18 protein-coding genes and 1 pseudogene are annotated in these 19,076 nt (G+C 72.2%); 10 read left to right on the top strand and 9 right to left on the bottom strand.

The window, feature by feature from the left end; genetic code table 11:
* Positions 1–69: 69 nt before the first annotated feature.
* Both TR48_RS42875 and TR48_RS02260 read right to left on the bottom strand, forming a co-directional pair.
* Positions 70–207: a hypothetical protein gene (locus TR48_RS42875; RefSeq protein WP_161789764.1), complete on the bottom strand. Its 138-nt coding sequence runs from the start codon at positions 205–207 to the stop codon at positions 70–72.
* 148 nt (positions 208–355) lie between these two features.
* On the bottom strand, positions 356–1,135 hold the full coding sequence (locus TR48_RS02260; RefSeq protein ID WP_042364076.1) for a GntR family transcriptional regulator: 780 nt from the start codon (positions 1,133–1,135) through the stop codon (positions 356–358).
* Between the two features lie 157 nt (positions 1,136–1,292).
* On the opposite strand from TR48_RS02260, the gene TR48_RS39975 reads away from it, so the two are divergent.
* Positions 1,293–2,021 (top strand): cyclodityrosine synthase, encoded by a 729-nt coding sequence (locus TR48_RS39975; RefSeq protein WP_236651973.1) that lies wholly within the window; start codon positions 1,293–1,295, stop codon positions 2,019–2,021.
* Positions 2,011–3,204: a cytochrome P450 gene (locus TR48_RS02270; RefSeq protein ID WP_042364077.1), complete on the top strand. Its 1,194-nt coding sequence runs from the start codon at positions 2,011–2,013 to the stop codon at positions 3,202–3,204. The genes TR48_RS39975 and TR48_RS02270 overlap by 11 nt, the downstream gene beginning before the upstream one ends.
* Positions 3,205–3,463: 259 nt before the next feature.
* On the opposite strand, the gene TR48_RS02275 is transcribed toward TR48_RS02270, so the two are convergent.
* A complete protein-coding gene (locus tag TR48_RS02275; protein WP_042364078.1) occupies positions 3,464–5,077 on the bottom strand; it encodes a long-chain-fatty-acid--CoA ligase in 1,614 nt (537 codons plus the stop codon).
* Positions 5,078–5,208: 131 nt separating this feature from the next.
* On the opposite strand from TR48_RS02275, the gene TR48_RS02280 reads away from it, so the two are divergent.
* The 8 genes from TR48_RS02280 to TR48_RS02315 all read left to right on the top strand — a co-directional run bounded on the left by TR48_RS02280 (position 5,209) and on the right by TR48_RS02315 (position 13,196).
* Positions 5,209–6,189, top strand: a complete 981-nt coding sequence (locus TR48_RS02280) for an alpha/beta fold hydrolase (protein ID WP_042364079.1) — start codon at positions 5,209–5,211, stop codon at positions 6,187–6,189.
* Positions 6,186–6,668: a MaoC family dehydratase gene (locus TR48_RS02285; protein ID WP_042364080.1), complete on the top strand. Its 483-nt coding sequence runs from the start codon at positions 6,186–6,188 to the stop codon at positions 6,666–6,668. Before TR48_RS02280 ends, TR48_RS02285 begins: the two co-directional genes overlap by 4 nt.
* 92 nt (positions 6,669–6,760) lie before the next feature.
* On the top strand, positions 6,761–7,423 hold the full coding sequence (locus TR48_RS02290; RefSeq protein WP_236651974.1) for a TetR/AcrR family transcriptional regulator: 663 nt from the start codon (positions 6,761–6,763) through the stop codon (positions 7,421–7,423).
* A 134-nt stretch (positions 7,424–7,557) separates the two neighbouring features.
* A complete protein-coding gene (locus tag TR48_RS02295) occupies positions 7,558–8,772 on the top strand; it encodes an acyl-CoA dehydrogenase family protein (protein ID WP_042364081.1) in 1,215 nt (404 codons plus the stop codon).
* A gap of 20 nt (positions 8,773–8,792) precedes the next feature.
* Entirely contained in the window at positions 8,793–9,614 is an 822-nt protein-coding gene (locus tag TR48_RS02300; protein WP_042364082.1) for an enoyl-CoA hydratase-related protein, read from the top strand.
* A 22-nt stretch (positions 9,615–9,636) separates the two neighbouring features.
* Positions 9,637–10,287 carry an HAD family hydrolase gene (locus TR48_RS02305; protein WP_042364083.1) on the top strand — a complete coding sequence of 217 codons (651 nt, stop codon included), beginning with the start codon at positions 9,637–9,639 and terminating at the stop codon, positions 10,285–10,287.
* A gap of 97 nt (positions 10,288–10,384) precedes the next feature.
* Complete coding sequence (locus tag TR48_RS02310) at positions 10,385–12,700, top strand: molybdopterin cofactor-binding domain-containing protein (RefSeq protein WP_042364084.1); 2,316 nt, start codon at positions 10,385–10,387, stop codon at positions 12,698–12,700.
* 19 nt (positions 12,701–12,719) lie between these two features.
* Positions 12,720–13,196, top strand: coding sequence for a (2Fe-2S)-binding protein (locus TR48_RS02315; protein WP_042364085.1), 477 nt, complete (start codon positions 12,720–12,722; stop codon positions 13,194–13,196).
* A 69-nt stretch (positions 13,197–13,265) separates the two neighbouring features.
* On the opposite strand, the gene TR48_RS02320 is transcribed toward TR48_RS02315, so the two are convergent.
* The 6 genes and pseudogenes from TR48_RS02320 to TR48_RS02345 all read right to left on the bottom strand — a co-directional run bounded on the left by TR48_RS02320 (position 13,266) and on the right by TR48_RS02345 (position 18,786).
* Positions 13,266–13,880 (bottom strand): hypothetical protein, encoded by a 615-nt coding sequence (locus tag TR48_RS02320; RefSeq protein ID WP_152627748.1) that lies wholly within the window; start codon positions 13,878–13,880, stop codon positions 13,266–13,268.
* Between the two features lie 128 nt (positions 13,881–14,008).
* On the bottom strand, positions 14,009–14,377 hold the full coding sequence (locus TR48_RS02325) for a hypothetical protein (RefSeq protein ID WP_042364087.1): 369 nt from the start codon (positions 14,375–14,377) through the stop codon (positions 14,009–14,011).
* A gap of 143 nt (positions 14,378–14,520) precedes the next feature.
* Positions 14,521–15,218, bottom strand: a pseudogene (locus tag TR48_RS02330) (SDR family oxidoreductase).
* A 136-nt stretch (positions 15,219–15,354) separates the two neighbouring features.
* On the bottom strand, positions 15,355–17,361 hold the full coding sequence (acs, locus tag TR48_RS02335) for an acetate--CoA ligase (RefSeq protein ID WP_042364088.1): 2,007 nt from the start codon (positions 17,359–17,361) through the stop codon (positions 15,355–15,357).
* A gap of 49 nt (positions 17,362–17,410) precedes the next feature.
* Positions 17,411–18,046: an acetate uptake transporter gene (locus tag TR48_RS02340; protein WP_042364089.1), complete on the bottom strand. Its 636-nt coding sequence runs from the start codon at positions 18,044–18,046 to the stop codon at positions 17,411–17,413.
* Between the two features lie 179 nt (positions 18,047–18,225).
* Positions 18,226–18,786 carry a SixA phosphatase family protein gene (locus TR48_RS02345; RefSeq protein WP_042364090.1) on the bottom strand — a complete coding sequence of 187 codons (561 nt, stop codon included), beginning with the start codon at positions 18,784–18,786 and terminating at the stop codon, positions 18,226–18,228.
* Positions 18,787–19,076: the final 290 nt, after the last annotated feature.

Here is a 19,076-nt window from a genome sequence, read left to right on the forward strand (position 1 = left end):
GTCCGGTCCCAGGTGGTGAGTCGGACTCAGCCCTGCGGCACGCCTGGCACTCCCGGGTCGGTCCTGGCCCTACCGGAAGGCGGCCAGGCCGTTGGGCGTGCCCAGGCCGGTCGGGCCGTCCCAGCCGGGGCCCTCGGCGGTGGCCACGTGGCCGCCGCGGGCGTGCAGGCCGGCGATGTAGGGGCTGGACTGGCTGGTTCCGCCCACCGCGAGCCATCCCGGCTGGGATCCGCTGAAGAGGGTGGAGGTGCGGTGTGAGCGTCCCGGGCCGGGACCGCGACGTGGCAACGGACAGGTCAGCGCCCTGGGAAGCCCCGAACGTCGGCCTGCCGGACAGCCGTCGGCTCGGACCCTCTCACTCCTGGCGTGAGACGCCCCGCGCCGACGAGGGGAGGGTGCGCGCCAGGGCCGTCGCGGCGAGGGAGTTGTGGACGGTGAACGCCACCGTGCCCGCGCGGTAGCGGTCCTCGGACCACTCGACGGGGACGCCGGTCGGGTCGCTGGTGCGGCGGTGCTCGCGCAGCAGGGGGGCTTCCGGGGCGCAGCCGAGGAGGCGGGCGTCGTCGGCGTCGGCGAGGGTGAGGTCCACGGTGTGGTCCGCGTCGGCCAGGACGACGCCCTGGGCCTCCAGCAGCTCGGTGACCGAGACGGCGTCCGGCGGCATCGCCTCGACCAGCGCGCCGACCGGCTCCGGGTAGACCGTGCGCTCGACCATGACCGGCTCGCCGCCGAGCGTGCGCAGGCGCAGCACCCACAGGACGCGCTCCCCCGCGGGCAGGCGCAGCCGCTCCGCCTCGACCGGGTCCGCCTCGCGCCACCGCAGCTCCAGCACCGAGCCGCCCGGCTCCTCGCCCAGCGAGCGCGCCCACCGCGTGAAGCTGGACAGCTCCGCGAAGCTCTGCACCCGCGGCTGCTCCAGCACCACGCGCCGGGTGCCGCGCCGGGAGGTCACCACGCCCTCGGCGCGCAGCAGCGCCAGCGCCTGGCGGACGGTGCCGCGCGAGACGCCGTGGGAGGCGGCCAGCGCCTCCTCGCTCGGCAGCCGGCCGCCCTCGCCGTAGACGCCGCTGAGCACGTCCGCCCGCAGGGCCGCCGCCAACTCCCGGTACCGCGCTGTTCTCTGCGTGTTCGCCACGTCGCAGATGATCGCATGTCGGCGGTTCGGGTGCGGATCTCAACTCACGGGACAGGCGTTGACAACGGAGCGTGTGGGAAGTTTGACTGCGCGTGTCGTCGCCACACCAGGAGCACGAGGCTCCTCGGGACTAGTGACGCGAAGGACGCTCCCACTCTTGCAGATCTTGCAGACAGCGACCGAGACCTTATTCCATGTCAGGCCTTATACGGCGCACTGCGCCCTGATCCAGGCCGAGGGCGACCACGCGGTGGTCGGGGTGTCGCCCGGAAACAGCTACTTCTCCCAGGCGCGCCTGCTGGACCTCGCCCGCTGGGGCCTCGCGAACTTCCGGCAGGTCGATCTCGTCTACACCGACCTGTACGTCGCGGAGATGTTCCAGGCGCTGGGGTACGGTCCAGACGACGCCCGGCGCAAGGCCGTGAAGAACCTGCGCGGCGTGCGGGCCAAAGTGCGCGCCGCCGTCGAGGACACCGACGACGGGCGGGGCCGGATCAGGGCCCACGCGATGTCGGAGTTCCAGGACGACCCCGCCTACCGGCGGCTGCACGAGGAGCTGCGGCAGCGGCTGGACACCGACGGCGAGTTCCGCGCCGTGATCGACGAGCTCGTCGGGGCCTACCTCGCCTCGAAGGTGCTGGCCGACGGGCGCGAGGCCACGGTCGAGCAGCGGGAGGTGTGCCTGCGCTACATCTGCGCGGAGGCGCCGCTCTTCCTGGACAGTCCGGCCATCCTCGACGTGCCGTCCTCGCTCAACTGCTACCACCAGCTGCTCCCGCTCGCGGAGCTGCTCTACTCGCGCGGCTCCGGTCTGCGCGCCTCACGCAACCAGGGCCACGCGATCGTCACGCCGGTCGCCGAAGGGGGACACCAGAATGCCGCTTGAGCTCGCCGAAGAACTGCCCGCGTTCCCGTTCTCGTGGCGCGGCGACCGGCTCCCGGACGAGATCGAGGAGCTGCGCGCGGAGCCCGTCAAGCGGGTGCGGACCATCGCGGGCGACCCGGCCTGGCTGGTCTCCTCGTACGCGCTGTGCAAGCAGGTGCTGGAGGACCGCCGGTTCAGCCTGAAGGACACCTCCGCGCCGGGCGTGCCGCGGCAGTACGCACTGACGATCCCGCCGGAGGTCGTCAACAACATGGGGAACATCACCGGCGCGGGGCTGCGCAAGGCCGTGCTCAAGGCGATCAACCCCAAGGCCCCGGGCCTGGAGGCGTGGATGCGCGAGCGGGCCGCCTCCCTCGTCGACGGCCTGATCGCATCCGGCGCGCCCGCGGACCTGCGGCACGGCTTCGCCAACCCGTACTCGGAGGCCATGCACTGTCGCATTCTCGGCATCCCGCTCGCGGACGCGCCGAAGCTCGCAGCCAGCCTGGACATCGCGTTCATGAACTCGGCCTGCCCGATCGCCGGGGCCAAGCTCAACTGGGAGCGCGACATCGCGTACATGACGGAGCGTCTGGACGACCCCACCACCACCGGGTTGATCGCGGAGCTGGCCGCGCTGCGGCTGGACCGCGACTACGACCACCTGACGGACGAGATGCTGGCGACCGTCGGGGTCACCATGTTCGGCGCGGGCGTCGTCTCCACGGCCGGGTTCCTCACCATGGCGTTCGTGACGCTGCTTCAGAATCCGGCCCTGCGAGCGCGGTTGCGGGCCGAGCCGGAGCTCGTCCCGGCGGCGGTCGAGGAGCTGCTGCGGGTCAACCTCTCCATCGGCGACGGCCTGCCCCGACTCGCTCTGGAGGACGTCCAGTTGGGCGACGTGCTGGTGCGCGCGGGCGAGCTGGTGCTGGTCCTGGTCGAGGGAGCGAACCACGACCCGGAGGCCTTCCCCGACCCGCTCACGATCGACCTCACGCGGGCCAACGGCTCCGCCCACCTCTCCTTCGGCGGCGGCCAGCACTACTGCCCGGCCACGGCACTGGGACGCAGGCACGCGGAGATCGCCGTCACGACCGTCCTGGACCGGATGCCGGAGCTGGAGCTGGCCGTGCCGATCGAGCAACTCGTCTGGCGCACGGGCTACATGAAGCGCCTTCCGGAGCGGCTCCCGGTGATGTGGTAGCCGCAGCGGCGTGACCGTTCCGGGCGCTCGCGCGCCCGGAACGCGCGGTCAGAACCCGTGCAGGCAGTGCTGGGGGGCGCTCGGCGCGGAGGAGCGCGTCGGCAAGGAGGGCCGCGTTCGGGCGGTGGGCCCACCAGCGGTGCGGCCGGGACAGCGCCCCGGGCCCTCCACTGGTCCATGGCCGCGGCTGCCTCTTCCGCACGGCGGCCGCCACGGTCCGTGGCGCCCGCCACAGCGCAGTGTCGGCACCGCAGCCGGGTCAGTCGGTTCTCGGCCGCTCGCGGCGCTCGGTCGCCGAGTCGGCCGCGACGTCGTCGAAGAGGGAGCGGTCGATGGCCCGCTTGAGGATCTTGCCGGTCGCGCCCTTGGGGAGGGCGTCCACGAAGGCCACCAGGTGCGGGACCTTGTAGGCGGAGAGCCGCTCCTTGGCCCAGGCCCGCAGCGCCTCCGCGTCCGGGGAGGCCCCGGGGCGCAGGGCGATCGCGGCGGCGACCTCCTCGCCGTAGTGGTCGTGCGGCACCCCGACGACGGCGGCCTCGACCACGTCCGGGTGCTCGTAGAGGACCTCCTCGACCTCACGCGGGTAGACGTTGTAGCCGCCGCGGATGACGAGGTCCTTCTTGCGGTCGACGATGTGCAGCTCCCCGGCGTCGTCGAGGAGGCCGAGGTCGCCGGTGGCGAGCCAGCCGTCCCGCAGCACCTCGTCGGTGGCCTCCGGGCGGCCCCAGTAGCCCTTCATCACCACCGGTCCGCGCACGTGGACCTCGCCGATCCCGCCCGCCGGCAGCTCCGTGCCGTCTAGCGCGCGGACGGCGATCTCGCAGCCCGGCAGCGCCGCGCCGACCGAGCCGACCTCCGTCGCCCGCTCGGCGACCTGCACCGTGGCCGCGCCGGTGGTCTCGGTCAGCCCGTAGCCCTCCAGGATGGTGCAGCCGAAGCGCTGTTCGAAGGCCCGCTTGACCTCTCCTGGCAGCGACGCGCCGCCGGAGGAGGCCAGCCGCAGCGAGGCGAAGTCGGCCGGATCGGCGTCGCCCGCCGCGTGCAGCAGCGCGTTCCACATCGTCGGGACGCCGGCCGTGGTGGTCAGCCGGTGGTCGCGGATCAGCGCCAGCATCTCGCGCGGGTCGAATCGGGGGAGCAGCGAGAGCGACGCGCCGACGCGCATGGTGGTGGCGAGGACGCAGGCCTGGCCGTAGACGTGGAACAACGGCAGCGCCGTGCCCGCCCGGTCCTCGGGGCCGAGACGGTGGACCCCTTCGAAGATGGACGCGCAGGCGTGCAGGTTGCCGTGGGTCAGCATCGCGCCCTTGGGGCGGCCGGTGGTGCCGGAGGTGTAGAGGATGGCCGCGGTGTCGTCGGCGGCCACCTCGACGGGGAGTCCCGGCTCCGACGCCGACGCCGACGCCGACGCCGACGCCGACGCCGACGCCGACACCGACGCCGCCCCCGCGACCCGTTCCGACCCGGTCAGGCCGTCGAGCTCCGGGCGCAGCGGCCAGTACGGGACGCCGGAGGAGGCCGCCGCGACGGCCGGCGCGGGGGAGACCGAGTGCCAGCCCAGGACGAGGGAGACCCCCGCGTCCTCGCCGATGTAGGCCAGCTCCGGCGCGGTCGCCATGGTGTTGGCGGTGACCGCGACCGCGCCGAGCGACAGCACACCGTAGTAGGCCGCGACGAACTCCGGGACCGAGGGTGCGATCAGCAGCACCCTCGCCCCCGGCCCGATCCCGGCGGCGCGCAGGCGGGCGGAGACCGCGGCGGCGCGGTCGCGCAGCGTGCCGTACGACCAGGTCTGACCTGCGGTTCCGTTGAGGGCGGCGCGGTCGGGGGCGGAGGCGGCGTGGTCCCAGACGGGCTGGGCGGCGTTCGGCATGGGTCTCCTTCCGGAGGGCGGTCCGGTGCGGCTGACCCCGGTATAGATGAATCCAATGTCGAGTTCAATACGCCGGACGGCCGTCCGTGGAAGTTCTTGAATCCGACGTCAAGTTTGACTAGCCTCGCGCCATGGCCACCGACAGCAGCGCACTCGCCGCGTGGGAGAAGCTGGCCCCGCGCCAGGTCGCCACGAACGGCATCGAGCTCCGCGTCTACGAGGCGGGAGCGGGGGAGGGGCCGGCGGACCGTCCGGCCGTCGTTCTCTGCCACGGGTTCCCCGAGCTGGCGTTCTCCTGGCGTCACCAGATCACCGCCCTCGCCGACGCCGGCCACCGCGTGATCGTCCCGGACATGCGCGGTTACGGCGGCAGTTCCCGCCCCGCCGACCCCGCCGCCTACGACATGCTCACCCTCTGCGCCGACCTGGCCGGGCTGCTCGACGCTCTCGGCCTCACGGACGCGGTCTTCGTCGGCCACGACTGGGGTGCGGCCGTGGTCTGGCACATGGCACTGCTCCACCCCGACCGGGTCCGCGCCGTCGCCGGGCTCAGCGTCCCGCCCGCGCCGCGCGCGCCCGTCGCGCCGATGTCGATCCTGCGCTCGCGCCTGGGCGACGAGTTCTACATCTGCTGGTTCCAGACCCCCGAGCCCGAGACCGCGCTCCGCGCGGACCTGCGCCGCACGCTGCTCAGCCGCGAGGCCCCGACGGCCGCCTGGGCGGCGCGCGACGAACCCGCCGCGCCGCTGCCCCGGTGGCTGAGGGAGGACGAACTCGCGGTCTACATCGAGACCTTCGAGGAGACCGGGTTCACCGGCGGCCTCAACTACTACCGCAACATCGACCGCACCTGGGAGCTGATGGAGCCGCTGGCCGGCCGCACCGTCGACCAGCCCTCCTTCTTCGCCATCGGCTCCCGCGACCCGGTCGGCACGTTCAGCGCCACCGAGGGGCTGGACCGCATCCTCACCGACCAGCGCGGACACCTCGTGCTCGACGGCGCCGGCCACTGGATCCAGCAGGAACGGCCCGACGAGGTCAACGCCGCCCTGCTGGACTTCCTCGGCTCGCTCCGAGCACCCGCCGCGAACGAAAGGACCACCCCCGCATGATCGACACGAGCGTCCTCCCGGTCCGCCCGACCAGCCTCGCCGAGCTGCAGGAGCTGGTCGGCCAGGAGATCGGGCCGACCGAGTGGCACGACGTCACCCAGGCGCGGATCGACGCCTTCGCCGAGGTCACCGGCGATCAACAGTGGATCCACGTCGACCCGGAGCGCGCCGCGGCGAGCCCGCTCGGCGGGACGATCGCACACGGCCTCTACAGCCTCGCCCTCGGCCCGGCCTTCTCGTACACGCTGCTCGCCCTGGACGGCTTCGCCCACGGGCTCAACTACGGCTACGACAAGGTCCGTTTCCCCGCGCCGCTGCCGGTCGGCTCGCGGATCAGGATGCGTCTGACGCTGCTCGCCGCCGACCCCGTCCCGGGCGGGATCCAGCTGCGCGCGCAGCACGTCGTGGAGCGCGAGGGCGGGGACAAGCCGATCGTGGTGGCGGAGTCGCTCGCACGCGTGGTGGAGCGGGCCGACTGACCGGGCTCGGGACGCCCGGATTGCTATCATCCCAGGCAGAGAGCCAGGTCGGCGCCGCAACACGGGCGCCCGGAGCATGCGGAGGGACGCGCGTGGCAGGTCAGGTCCCGACCGACGACGGCTCGCACGGACGGATCAGCACCCCGCGCAGCGCGCGGGGCGAGCGGACCCGTGGGGCGCTCGTCGCGGGCGCCCGCGAGGTCTTCGAGCGCGACGGCTACCTGGACGCGCGGATCACCGACATCTCCAAGGCCGCCGGGGTCGCCTCCGGGTCCTTCTACACCTACTTCAACAACAAGGAAGAGATCTTCGCCGCCGTTGTCGAGCAGGTGCAGGAGGAGATGCTCCACCCGCACCTGCGCGAGCGCACCGGCATCACCGACACGCGCGAGCTGATCGACGCCTCGAACCGCGAGTACCTGCGCTCCTACAAGCAGAACGCCCGCCTGATGGCGCTGTTCGAGCAGGTCGCGCAGATCGACCCGACCTTCCGCGCGCTGCGCATCCAGCGCGGCAACGCCTTCGCGCAGCGCAACGCCAAGCTGATCCGGCGGCTCCAGGAGCGCGGCGAGGCCGACCCGTCGCTCGACCCGCTGGTCACGGCGCACGCCCTGTCCCACATGGTCAGCCGCATGGCCTACATGGTCTACGTGCTGGAGCAGCGCATCGCCTTCGAGCGGCTGGTGACCACGCTCAACCAGATCTGGATCAACGGCCTGCGACTGCGCGAGCCGGGAGGGCACCCCCAGCCGTAGCCGAGAAGCGCCGAACCCAGGGGTCTGACGTCATGTCAGGCCCCTTCGTGTTTGTCCGCGGGGAGTACTTGAACTTGACGTTGGATTCAACTATACAGGGAACCATCCCCTGAACCTCCTGGCAGGAGCCCCGCATGTCCCTGTTCGAGCTGTCGGAGCGCGCCCAGAAGTACCAGGCCGAGCTGCTGGACTTCATGGACACGCACGTCTACCCCGCCGAGGCCGTCTACGAGGAGCAGATGCGTGCCGCGGGCGACCCGCACGTCCAGCCGTCCGTCCTCGAGGAGCTCAAGGCCGAGGCACGGCGGCGCGGCCTGTGGAACCTCTTCCACCCGGACCCGAAGTGGGGCGCGGGCCTGACCAACCTCGAGTACGCGCCGCTCGCCGAGATCATGGGCCGCAGCGCCCACCTCGCTCCCGAGGCCACCAACTGCGCCGCGCCGGACACGGGCAACATGGAGGTGCTGACTCTCTTCGGCACCGAGGAGCACCAGGAGAAGTACCTCAAGCCGCTGCTGGACGGCACGATCCGCTCCGCCTTCGCGATGACCGAACCGGCCGTCGCCAGTTCGGACGCCACCAACATCGAGCTGCGCATGGAGCGCGACGGCGACCACTACGTGCTCAACGGCCGCAAGTGGTTCGCCTCCAACGCGCTGCACGCCCACTGCACCGTCATGATCGTGATGGGCAAGACCGACCCCACGGCCGCGCGCCACCGCCAGCAGTCGATGATGGTCGTCCCGATCGACGCCCCCGGCGTCACCGTCCTGCGCGGCCTGCCGGTCTTCGGCTACCAGGACCGCGAGGGCCACGCCGAGATCACCTTCGAGAACGTCCGCGTGCCGCTGACCGACGTGCTCAAGGGCGAGGGCGAGGGCTTCGCGATCAGCCAGGCGCGGCTCGGGCCGGGCCGGATCCACCACTGCATGCGCGCCATCGGCATGGCAGAGCGGGCCCTGGAGCTGATGTGCCGCCGCGCGCTGTCGCGCACCACCTTCGGGCAGCCGATCGCCGACCGCGGCAACATCCAGGACTGGATCGCCGAGGCCCGCATCGAGATCGAGCAGATCCGCCTGCTGACCCTCAAGGCCGCCTGGATGATGGACACGGTGGGCAACAAGGCCGCCCGTACCGAGATCGCCGCCATCAAGGTCGCCGCGCCCAACGTCGCGTTGAAGATCGTCGACCGGGCCATCCAGGTCTTCGGGGCCGCCGGCGTCACCGACGACTTCCCGCTCGCCAGCGCCTACGCCCACCTGCGCACGCTGCGCATCGCCGACGGGCCCGACGAGGTCCACAAGGCGGCCATCGCCAAGCAGGAGCTCGCCAAGTACCGGAACGCCTGAGCCGCTCGGGAGGACGACCCATGGAGACCACCACCGCCGTCGCCGCCGCCGCCGAGACGGTCCTCGCGGCGCGCCGCGGGCCCGTCCTGGTGCTGACGCTCAACCGGCCCGAGCGGCTCAACGCCTGGACGTACGCGCTGGAGGACCGCTACTTCGACCTGCTCGACGCCGCCGAGGCCGACCCGGAGGTCCGCGCCGTCGTGGTGACCGGCGCCGGTCGCGGCTTCTGCGCGGGCGCGGACCTGGAGGACCTGGAGGCGGCCGGGAACGCGGACGCGGAGACGCTCGCCAGGATCCCGTCAGCCGCCCGCCCGCGCACCCGGCCGCTGGAGCTGCGCAAGCCGCTCATCGCCGCCGTCAACGGCGCGGCCGCCGGGCTCGGGCTGGTCGAGGCGCTCTACTGCGACATCCGCTTCGCCGCGCCCGACGCCAAGTTCACCACCGCCTTCGCCCGGCGCGGGCTGATCGCCGAGTACGGCGTCGCCTGGCTGCTGCCGCGCCTGGTCGGCACCAGCCGTGCGATGGACCTGCTGCTGTCCAGCCGCGTCGTGCGCGGCGATGAGGCGCTGGCCATGGGGCTGGTGGACTTCGTCGTCGAGCGCGAGCGGCTGCTCGACGCGGCCGTGGCCTACGCGACGGAGCTGGCCGAGCAGTGCTCGCCCTGGTCGATGCAGATGATCAAGCAGCAGGTGCAGCGCAGCCTGGACGGCTCGTTCGCCGCGTCCGTCGCCGAGGCGGACGCGCTGATGCTGGAGAGCTTCGCGCGGCCCGACGTGCGCGAGGGCGTCACCAGCTACCTCGAACACCGCGCCCCCGCCTTCCCGCCGCTGCCCGCTCCCTGAACCTGAGGAACCGCCACCCGCCGTGACGTACACCACCGAAGAGAACCTCGCCCCGCCGAAGGCCGTGCTCACCGACTACGGCGGCGTGCTGACCACCGACATCTTCGTCTCCTTCCGCGCTTTCTCCACCCGCGTCACCGGCGACCCGCTCGCCGTTGAGCGGCTGCTGCGCGCGGACGAGGACGTGTCCCGGGCGCTGGTCGCGCACGAGCGCGGCCTGCTGCCGCAGGCCGGCTTCGAGGAGCGCCTCGCGGGCGCGCTGCGCGCCGTCGGCGCGGACGTGCGGCCCGACGGCCTGCTGGCCGCGCTCAGCGCGGAGATCCGCCCGGACGAGGCGATGCTCGGGGCCGTCCGCCGCCTGCACGCGAGCGGCGTCCCGGTGGCGCTGGTCTCCAACGCCCTGGGCGACGACCTCTACCGCGGCGTCGACCTCGCGTCGCTGTGCGCTGTCGCCGTCATCTCCAGCGAGGTCGGCGAGCGCAAGCCGAGCCGCCGCATCTACGCGCTCGCCTGCGAGCGGCTGGGTGTGGCGCCCGAGGACTGCGTGATGATCGACGACCTGCAACAGAACCTCAGCGGTGCGGCCCGCCTGGGCATCAGGGGCCTGCACCACGTCGACAGCGCGACGACCGTCCACAGCCTGGAACGACTTTTTCCGCAGGCCTTCGGCTGAACCTCTAGCGTGACACGCCGTGCAGCCGACAAGATCAGGGTGGTTGCAACCAGTTGCAACGCAAACAGCGGCCACCGGTTCGGCGGGAGGGGCGGGCATGAGCACCGCGAGCGGGCAGCAGCCCACGGAGGTCTCCCGGCGAAGGTTCCTCGGCTACGTGCTCGCCGCGTCCACGCTGACCGTCGCCGCGCAGCTCGGGGAGGGTGCGGTCGCGCCGCGCGCGGAGGCCGCCGTGCCCGGGGTGCCGGAGCCGGCGGACCTGTACGACCTGAACGACATGCTGACGGACGCCACCCTCGCCACGGCGAGCCTCATCACCATCACGCTCAACCCGGACGGCACCGCGTCCTTCGCGCTGCCGCGCACCGAGGTCGGACAGGGGATCACCACGTCCACCGCCATGCTGATCGCGGAGGAGCTGGACCTGCCGCTGGACAAGGTACAGGTGTCCCTCGCCGACGCCCGCCCCGAGCTGGTCTTCAACCAGCTCACCGGCGGGTCCAACACCACCATCTCCACCTACACCCCCGTGCGCGTCGCCGCCGCGACGGCCAAGCAGCGGCTGCTGGAGGCCGCGGCGACGGAGCTGGGTGTGCCGCTGTCCGCCGTGTCCGCGCTCCAGGGCGTGATCACCGCGCCCGACGGGCGCTCCCTCAGCTACGCCGAACTGGCCGTCAAGGCGGCGAGCCTGACGACCCTGCAGGTCTCGGTGACACTCAAGCCCGCCTCCGCGTTCAGCGTCATCGGCACGCCGCAGAACCGCATCGACGCGCTGGACGCCGTGACCGGGCGCAAGCAGTTCGCGATGGACGTGCACGTGGCGGGCGCCATGCCCGCGATGATCTGCCGTCCGCCGACGATCAACGGCACGGTCGTCTCGGTGCAGAACCAGGGCGTGGTGCAGGCCATGCCGGGGATCACCGACGTGGCCGTCGTCTCCACGGGCGTCGCGGTGCGCGGGCGCACCTTCGGGCAGTGCATCGACGCCGTGCGGGCGTTGCAGGTCACCTGGGGCCCGGGCAGTGAGGACGCCGCCACCGACGCGACGGTGCTCGCGGAGCTGCGGGCGGCGGAGAACCCGATCGTCACGCCGCCGCTGCCGCTGCTGACCGAGGCGATCGACGCCCGGTTCACCTTCCACTTCGCCAGCAACAGCGCGCTGGAGAGCAACTGCGCGGTGGCGGACGTGCGTTCCGACAGCGCCGAGATCTGGGCCTCGGTCAAGGCGCCGATCACCGCCCAGGAGGAGATCGCGGCCCAACTGGGCCTGCCCGTCGGTGCGGTGACCGTCCATGTCACCCAAGGCGGCGGCTCGTTCGGGCGCAAGCTGTTCCACGACGCCGCGCTGGAGGCGGCGGAGGTGTCCAAGGCCATGGGCAAGCCGGTGCGGCTGATGTGGCACCGCACCGACGACTTCCGGCACGGTCGCGCCCACCCGATGTCCATCTCCCGCGTGCGGGCCACCTACTCGCTCGGGCAGGTGCTCACCCTCGACCAGCGGCACACCTCCGTGGCCACGGAGTTCGGGCACGGCCTCGGCGAGATCATCACGTCCACGGCCGCCAAACTGCCGGTCGGCGGGCTCACCCTCTCCGAGACGATCTTCTCGCTCACCCAGCAGACGCCCTACGACTTCGGCGTCACCACGCAGTTGCTGACCGAGGTCGACAACGGCTTCCACACCGGCAGCATGCGCAACATCTACTCGCCGAACGTGCGCTGCGCGCAGGAGCTGATCGTCGATCAGCTCGCCAAGGCGATGGGCCAGGACCCGTACCACTTCCGGCGGAACTTCCTGAAGGACCAGCGGGCCGTCGCCGTGCTCGACAAGGTCGCCCAAGTGGGCCACTGGGGGCGGACGATGGCGCCCGGCACGGCGCAGGGCATCGCGATCCACCCCGAATACCACGGGTTCGTCGCCGTCCTCGTCGAGATCGACTGCACCCCGGCGACCGTCAACCGGCAGATCCCTGACGCCGTGACCGGTCCGCGCGTCACCAAGGCGGTGTGCGCCGTCGACGTGGGCCTCGCGGTCAACCCCAAGGGCCTGGAGGCCCAGATGATGGGCGGCATCATGGACGGCATCGCCGTCACGCTCACCTCCAGCCTGCACCTGAACGGCGGGTACTTCCAGGAGGGCAGCTGGGACAACTACTTCTACACCCGCCAGTGGAACACTCCGCCGGAGCTGGACGTCATCGTCATGCCCCCGACCACCGGGACCCCGGGCGGCGCCGGGGAGCTGGCCGTCGCCGGCGCCATGGCCGCGGTCGCCTGCGCCTACGGCCGCGCGACCGGGACCATGCCGACGACCTTCCCGATCAACCACGACGCGCCGCTGGCCTTCACCCCGCTGCCGACCGTCCCGCCGATCCCGCAGTCGCCCACCGACGGCCTCAGCCGCGCCTACTAGGCGAACAGGAGCACACGCCTTGCCTTCGCACACCTTCGTCCTCAACGGGCAGCAGGTCACCGTGGACGTCGAGGACGACGTCCGGCTGCTCTGGGTCCTGCGCGACCTCCTGGGCGTGACCGGGCCCAAGTACGGCTGCGGGCTGGGCGTCTGCCAGGCGTGCACCAGCCACATCAACGGCAAGGCCGTCAACATCTGCTGCGTCCCCGTCTCGGACGTGCAGCCGACCGACGAAGTCACCACGATCGAGGGCCTGCCCGCCACCGTCGGCCAGGAGCTGCACCCGATGCAGCAGGCGTGGCTGGACATGGACGTGCCGCAGTGCGGCTACTGCCAGCCGGGCCAGATCATGGCCGCCGTCGCCAAGGTGCTCCAGGCGCGGGCCGCCGGACGGCAGCTCGGCGACGCCGACTTCGACCAGATCCGCAACATCTGCCGCTGCGGCACCTACCACCGCATCCGTGAGGCGATCCTCCCCGCGCAGACGAAGTTCTGACGGGGGTGGACCGGCCCCGCGCGGGTGAACGCCGAACTCGGGTGGGCGTCCCACGCGGGACCGGTCGTCTCAGTGCAGCACGACCAGCAGGAACTTCGTCGAGTTGCCCGACACGGCCGCGGTCGTGGTCCCGCCGCGCGCCTGCCCGGTGAGGACGGCGGGCTTGACGCCCTTCGCCGACACCACGGGGATGTCGACGCGGTCCGCGTGATCGGGCTTGAGCCCCGCGGGGAACAGGCAGTCGGCGACGTGCCCCTGCGGCTGCGGGATGCAGCCAGCCGGAAGGCTCGTCACGGAGACCCCCGGCGGCAGGCTCACACCGAGGACCACCTGCGCGTTCTCCGGTGCGTCGCCGAGGTTCCACAGCTCCTCGTGGACCACCGCGCGCCCGCCCGGCCGCAGGGCCACCAGTGGTTCGGCGGCCAGGAACAGGCGCGGCCTCCCGGCGGGATGCTGCTTGGTGACGGCCGGTGACTTCGCCGCGACCGCCGGCTTCTTGGCGACCGCGGGCTTTTCGGCGAGGCCAGGCCTCTTGGCGGCCACCGGTCCGGTGACGGCCGCAGGCTTCTTGGCGGCGGGTGCGGCCGTCACCAGACCGGTGGCCGTCGTCGCCGGTCCGATCACCCCGCCCACGCCGAGGGCCACCGCGAGAAGCGCTCGCCATCCACGTCCGCCGATCACCATGGCCGCCTCCACGCCCGCCTCCGAGCCCTCCCGGCGGCCGACCGGCCGCCTGTCCACCAGCGTGAACGCCGCAACGTCGGATTCGGCGCGGACACAGCGGAGGTTGCGCCGAAGGGGCTACCGCCGCCTCACCGCACGCACTTCCCGAAGCGCCCGTGGACGGACGCCAGCTCGCCGACCCGGCACGGAGTGTGCTCGCTCAGCACGAGGTCGTGGTCCTGCCGCAGTTGCGCCGCGATCGCGTTCTCGCGCTCGAAACGGGTGCTCATCATGCCCGTCGTCACGGCGCTGGCCGCGAGGTCCGGCTTGTCGCACTGCAAGAAGATGCCCGGCGTGCGGTCGAGCGGCTCCCAGTAGGCGGCCTGCCCCTTCGCGCACGTCAGCGTCTGCCAGTGCCCGGCGTTCTCGGCCGCGCCCGCCTGCGATGACAGGGCGATGGTCGCCGCGAGGACCACGCCGGTCAGCAGCGCGTGTCCGGAGAGAGAGGGTCGCTTCATCGGCTGGCCTTCCTGCTCGGTGTCGTGACGGTCCCTGCGGCCGAGTCTCGGCCGGGTGGCGGGGCCGGGAACCGACCGACGCGCGGTGACCGCCCAGCTCGACCCGATCGGCGGAGCAGGCGGGGCGGTGGGGCCCCAGGGTCTCAGCCGAGCTGGCCGGTGGGCCGCACCACGAGCTGGCTGACGTCCACGCCCTCGGGCTGGTTGACGGCGAAGAGGATCGCGTCGGCGATCTGTTCGACGGTCAGCGCCGGCGCTGCCTGCGGGGTTCCGCCGCGCTCGTCCCAGAACGGGCTGTCCACGACGCCCGGGGCGACCAGCGTGACGCCGACGTGGTCCTTGGCCACCAGCAGCCGGACGTTCTCCACCAGCGCGTGCACGGCCCACTTGGTCACCGAGTACATGTTGCCGGGCGTGTTCCTGATGCCCGCGACCGAACCGACGACCACGATCCGGCCCCGGGACTCCCGCACGTACGGCAGGGTCTCGCGCACCAACAGAGCCGGCCCGAGGACGTTGGTCAGGACCATGGAACGCAGGGCCTCGGGGTCGTGGTCCTCCAGCGTGCCGGCAGGGAGAAGCCGGCGTTGGCGATGACGGTGTCGAGCCGTCCCCAGGTGTCCACGACCTGACGCACGGTGGCGGCGACATCGCCGCAGTCGCCCGCGTCGCCAGCGATCGTCTGCAACTGCTCACCGGCCGCGGCCGAGGCGGCGAACGCGGCCAGCCGCTCGGCATCGCGGCCGGTGACCGCCACACGGTGCCCCTGCCTGAGCAGCGCCCGGGCGGTGGCCGCGCCGATCCCGCTCGAACCGCCGGTGACCAGGGTGACGGGTTCCATGAGACGGCCTCCTCAGCGACGGCGGCGTCGGCAGGGGAGTCCAGTTGTTGATCAAGGCCGACCGAGGCAGGATAGCCCACCGGCCCGGAGCCGTGGGCCCCGGGCCGGTCCGTGCCGCGAGGGCAGGGAGGCGGGTTCAGTCCGTCGCGTGCGGCAGCTTGGACGAGATCAGCTCCATCACCGACGCGTCGGTGAGCGTCGTGGTGTCCCCGAGTGCGCGGTCCTCGGCGACGTCCTTGAGCAGGCGTCGCATGATCTTGCCAGAGCGGGTCTTGGGCAGCTCCGGCACCACCTGGATCTGCCGCGGCTTGGCGATCGGGCCGATCTCCCTGGCGACGTGCGCCTTGAGCTCCTCGGCCAGGGTGGCGACCTCCTCGTTGCCGCCGCGCAGGATGACGAAGGCGACGATGCGCTGACCCGTCGTCTCGTCCACCGCGCCGACCACGGCCGCCTCGGCGACCGCCGGGTGGGAGACCAGCGCGGACTCGACCTCGGTGGTGGAGATGTTGTGCCCGGAGACGAGCATGATGTCGTCAACCCGGCCCAGCAGCCAGATGTCGCCGTCCTCGTCCTTCTTCGCCCCGTCGCCGGCGAAGTAGTAGCCCTGGTCGGCGAAGCGCGCCCAGTAGGTCTGCCGGTAGCGCTCCTCGTCGCCCCAGATGCCGCGCAGCATCGACGGCCACGGCTGGTCGAGCACCAGCAGACCGCCTGCGCCGTTCGGGACGGGGTTGCCGTCGACGTCCACGACCTCCGCCGAGATCCCGGGCAGCGGACGCATCGCCGAGCCGGGCTTGGTGGAGGTGACCCCAGGGAGCGGGCTGATCATGATTCCGCCGGTCTCGGTCTGCCACCAGGTGTCCACGATCGGGCACCGGCCGCGGCCGATGTTCTCCCGGTACCACATCCACGCCTCGGGGTTGATCGGCTCGCCGACGCTGCCCAGCACGCGCAGCGAGGACAGGTCGTAGCGGGCGGGCACCTCCGTGCCCCACTTCATGAAGGTGCGGATCGCGGTCGGCGCGGTGTAGAGGATGGTGACGCCGTACCGGTCCACGTTCTCCCAGAAGCGGCCCTGGTTCGGGGTGTCCGGCGTGCCCTCGTAGAGCACCTCGGTGGCCCGGTTGGAGAGCGGCCCGTAGACGATGTAGGAGTGGCCGGTCACCCAGCCGATGTCGGCCGTGCACCAGAACACGTCCGAATCGGGCTTGAGGTCGAAGACGGCGCTGTGGGTGTACGAGACCTGGGTCAGGTAGCCGCCGGTGGTGTGCAGGATGCCCTTCGGTTTACCCGTGGTCCCGGAGGTGTAGAGGATGAACAGCGGGTGCTCGGAGTCGAACGACTCCGCCTTGTGCTGGTCGGGCTGACGCTCCGTGACCTCGTGCCACCACACGTCCCGCCCCGTGGTCCACGGCACCTCCTGGCCGCTGCGGCGCACCACCAGCACGTGCTCGATGCTCTGCGCGCCGCCCTCGGCCTGCACCGCCTCGTCGGCGTTGGGCTTGAGCGCCACGACCGAGCCGCGGCGGTGGTAGCCGTCCGCGGTGATCAGGACCTTCGCCTGGGCGTCGTCGATGCGCGAGCGCAGCGCGCCCGGGGAGAACGCGGCGAAGACCACCGAGTGCGGCGCGCCGATGCGGGCGCAGGCCAGCATCGCGACGACGGCCTCGGGGATCATCGGCATGTAGATGGCGACGCGGTCCCCGGCGCGCACGCCGAGCTCGGTCAGCGCGTTGGCCGCCCGGCACACCTCGCGTTGCAGCTCAGCGTAGGTGACGGAGCGTCGGTCGCCCGGCTCGCCCTCGAAGTGCAGGGCCACCTGGTCCCCGTGGCCCGACTCGACGTGCCGGTCCACGCAGTTGTAGGCGACGTTGAGCCGACCGCCGACGAACCAGCGGGCGAACGGCGCGCCGCTCCAGTCGAGCACCTGGTCCCACTCGCGGTCCCAGTGCAGTCGGCGGGCCTGCTCTGCCCAGAAGCCGAGCCGGTCCGCGGCGGACGCCTGGTAGGCGTCCGCGCGGACGTTCGCGGCCTCGGCGAGTGCGGCGGGCGGAGCGAAGCGGCGCCCTTCGTGCAGCAGGTTGGAGAGGGTCTCCTGAGCGCCTGCGCCCTCCGGGGCGCCCGATGCCGCCTCTTCCGCAGCCATTCTTTCTGCTCCCTTCTGCCCGTCTCGCGGACGGAATCCTCGGGGCTGGTCAGCGGCCGGGCAGCGTCGGCAGCGGCAGCAGGTCGCGCTTGTGCGTCGAGTTGACGACCACGCCGGCCGAGGCGTAGAACGCGGCCGCCGCCGTGAAGATGCCGAGCCAGCCGCCGACCTTGGTCATCGTGTCGGGTCCGGGCAGGCCGTTCTGGAACGCGCCGATGGCCAGGAAGAGGAAGGTGATGGTCAGCAGCACCAGGACCGTGGTCACCGCCAGGTTGGTCCGGAGCGAGGCCAGCGTCAGGTAGGCCGTGATGATGCACCAGCCGATCAGGTACAACCCGACGGCCTGGTGCACGTCCGCCCGCAGCGGCAGGTGCGTCACCAGCCACCAGTACGAGAGCCAGAACGCCCCGTACGAGCAGAAGGCCATCAACCCGAAGGTGTTGCCCCGCCGCCATTCGAGGACGCCGGCGATGAACTGCGCCAGGCCTCCGTAGAACGCGGCGAGACCGAGCACGATGATGATCGCGCCGGTCTCCTTGATGATGTTGGCGTTGACGAACGAGAGCACGAGCGTGGTCAACGCGAAGCCGGCCAGGCCTAGAGCGGCCGGATCGGCGTACGTGGGAGCGGCTGGCGCCGTCGCCGTGAGCGGGCTGCTGGACGGCGCGGGTGTTTCATTGCTCATGTCCGTGATCCTTCCGAGTGGCTCGATCAGGACCTCACATTTATCAACTTTACGGCGGCTTTATCCGCCCGGCCAGAAGTCCGTCGTTGTACGGGGCAATGAATCACCGGTCTGGGCGTTTATGCAGGTCATATGGGTTTTGTCGGACCGTCCCAGGTCGGTCGCAGGTCGGTCGCCGGTCAGTTGCCGCACAGATCCTCGGGCAGATCCCTCGGCACGATGAACGCCGTCAGGGTGCCGGTGCCACGGCGCAGGGCGCCCCAGTCCCCGGGCAGGTCGACCACGGCCGCGCCCGCCGTCGGGAACTTCTCGCGCAGGCGCGCGAGGGCGTCCGCGCGGGTCGTGGGCGTCTCGCCGACCAGCTCCAGGACGAGGCCCTGCACACCCGGGAAGTGCGCGACGACCAGCACCGTCGCGATGCCGTCCGGCACCTCGCGCAGCACCTCCAGCAGCTCCTCGACCTCCGCGCCGTACAGGCGCGGCTCGAAGGCGACGATCGGCTCCGCGCCGAGCGTGCGCGACGTCAGCTCCCAGGTCTCGCGCGTGCGCTGCGCGGGCGAGCAGATCACCAGCTCGGGCCGCAGCGCCGCCTGGCGCAGCCACGCCCCCATCCGCGGCGCGTCCCGGAGCCCCCGCTCGGCGAGCGGCCGCTCGAGGTCGGGCACGCCCTCGGGCCACGCGGACTTCGCGTGACGCAGGACGATCAGCCGGACGGTGTCTGCGCTCGTGGGGGAGGACACAGCATCACCCTGCGGGCCCGCCGCCTCCAACGCAAGCCAGACCCCCTCCGCCGCGCGACCCCCTCGCCCCGCCCGGCCCACACCCGCGCCGAGCACCGGCGTTCCCCGACCACGCGTCGCCGCCGCCTGCCGCCGCAAGGCCACGCCCTTCGACCACGAGAGGGCTGCCTCCGCCGGGTCCTGCCGCCCCGACGACATGGCCTCCCGCCCCTGCCGGGCCTTGCCCGCCCGCGCTGGGTGGTCATCCCGGCCGGGGCGCCAGCCCCTGGTCCCCGCCGGAAGTCTCCCCG

The sequence above is a fragment of the Streptacidiphilus neutrinimicus genome, assembly GCF_000787815.1.
Taxonomy (GTDB): Bacteria; Actinomycetota; Actinomycetes; order Streptomycetales; family Streptomycetaceae; genus Streptacidiphilus; species Streptacidiphilus neutrinimicus.